Here is a 2,307-nt window from a genome sequence, read left to right as displayed (position 1 = left end):
AAACGGTTTATTGGGCCGTCGATCGAACGTGAAATTCGGTCTGAGTTGACTGAACAAGCTGATGAACAAGCGATTAATATTTTTGGCGAGAATTTGCGCAACTTGTTATTGCAGCCGCCGTTAAAAGGTAAAATGGTATTGGGATTAGATCCAGCCTATCGGACAGGCTGCAAATTAGCGGTCATTGATCCTACTGGAAAAGTTATCGATATTGATGTAATTTCCAGATCTGCAAGTAGAACAAAGAAGTGCAGTTAGCATTGCCCGTCGCTTACAAGATCCTTTAGCCGAATTGGTGAAAATCGATCCTAAATCGGTCGGTGTTGGCCAATACCAACACGATGTGTCACAAAAACGCTTAGAAGAACGATTGGATTTTGTTGTCGAAACAGCTGTTAACCAAGTAGGTGTCAATGTGAATACTGCAAGTGCGCAATTGCTGCAACATGTAGCTGGGCTAAATAAGACAACTGCCAACAACGTTATCGCTTATCGTGAAGAAAATGGACGTTTTGAAAGCCGAGCCCAATTAAAGAAAGTGCCGCGCTTGGGACCTAAAGCTTATGAACAATCAGTTGGATTTATGCGAATCGTTGATGGAAAAAATGTATTAGATAACACTGGGATTCATCCCGAAACATATAAAGAAGCTAAAGAGATTCTAGAATTAGCCGGTGTAACGTTAAAAGACGTTGGCAGTATGAAAGCTAAAAAAGCTTTAGAACAATTAGATCGTGCAGAATTGATGCAGGCAACAGGATTAGGCAAGGAAACGCTAAAAGATATGCTGCAAGCCTTATCCACACCAGGGCGTGATTTGCGTGATGAAATGCCGGCACCTTTATTACGGACAGACGTGCTAAGCATGGAAGACTTGCAAGCGGGAATGGAATTAGAAGGAACCGTCCGGAATGTAGTCGATTTTGGTGCATTTGTCGATATCGGCGTGAAACAAGATGGGCTAGTGCATATTTCAAAATTAAGTAAAGGATATGTCCAACACCCGACAAATGTAGTAGCTGTCGGTGATGTGGTGACGGTCTGGGTAGAAGACATTGATGTCAATAAAGGGCGTATCTCTTTAACAATGCTGCCACCTAAAAAGCAAGACTAAAGCAATAGAACATGTAAATGTAAAGAGAACAAGAGATGTTTGCTTTTTGGAGCAGGTTTAAGAAAAATAGTTGAGAAAGAGGATGAGACTTTTGTCTCATCCTCCTCCTTTTTGTAGAGTAGGATATTATAAGTTTTTCTGCATTCAATGTCTAGCGTGCCAAGCCTGTCTCGCTTTTCTTGTCTAACGGAGGAATAAACTTTTGGAAGTAGTGAATAGTATAGGAAGGGATAGGAAAATTGAATCAAACAGAATTGCAGAAATTAGTAGAAGAAACGTCAATGCACGATTTTGGACAACCGTTTAAACACCAAGCGTCTTTTAATAACCGTCTGCGTACAACAGGAGGAAGGTATCATTTAGCGACACATAATTTAGATTTTAACCTCAAGATCTTGGAAGCTTTCGGTATGGAAGAGTTTCTTAAAGTGATAAAACATGAATTATGTCATTATCACTTACATTTAGCAGATAAAGGCTACCAACACAAAGATGCTGATTTTAAGCAGCTGCTGAAAAAAGTAGGCGGAACGCGTTATGTTCAATCATTAGCACCAGCAAAACAACCGAAAAAATTTTGGGTTTACCAATGTCAAACATGTCAGAACGCTATCTATCGGCAAAGACGTTTTAACACGAAACGATATGTTTGCGGAAAATGTCATGGACAGCTAATTCTTTCAGGGCAGACAGAATTAGCTTCAAAATAAAAGAGGCTAAAGCTGATACTAGTTATTAACAGTTAAACTGCTAAATTTGTTATGCTGATAGCAGTAAGCATAAGTAAAATTTACCGTATGGGGGACGACCGTATGAAACAAACAACCGTCATTCAAGAATTATTAAGTGTAACGTTTCCAGATTATTCTCAAGTAGCCAAAAAGCAAGTAGCGATCGAGGAAACAGAAAAGCAATTTAACCTGTTAAAGGGGTTGAATAAAATTAGAAAGAAGTCTGCCCGTTATTTGAATAGCTCTATATGGTCTAAAGAAAAAATTGATTTTACAACAGAACCGGCCGTAACGGTGGATGCTGCTGGTCAAGTTTTCCCTGTCTGGAAAAGCCAGTTAGATCAGGCAATGACTCATTTAAGCCAGCACGTCAGAACAGTATCTGTTTTGGAGTATGGAGCAGTTGGGGATGGAAAAACAGATTGTACTGCAGCTTTTAAACAAGCTATTGCAACAGGCGGA

At 39.8% G+C, this 2,307-nt stretch carries 1 protein-coding gene and 2 pseudogenes; all 3 read left to right on the top strand.

Annotation, left to right across the window (positions count from 1 at the left end):
• A pseudogene (locus RT405_RS13365) lies at positions 1 to 1,114 on the top strand (helix-hairpin-helix domain-containing protein); the annotation flags it as partial.
• Between the two features lie 239 nt (positions 1,115 to 1,353).
• A complete protein-coding gene (locus RT405_RS13360; protein ID WP_313470358.1) occupies positions 1,354 to 1,824 on the top strand; it encodes a SprT family protein in 471 nt (156 codons plus the stop codon).
• Positions 1,825 to 1,926: 102 nt separating this feature from the next.
• A pseudogene (locus tag RT405_RS13355) lies at positions 1,927 to 2,307 on the top strand (hypothetical protein); the annotation flags it as partial.

The organism is Carnobacterium sp. (assembly GCF_032094055.1).
Lineage (GTDB): Bacteria > Bacillota > Bacilli > Lactobacillales > Carnobacteriaceae > Carnobacterium_A.
This window is presented reverse-complemented; position numbering and strand designations above follow the sequence as displayed.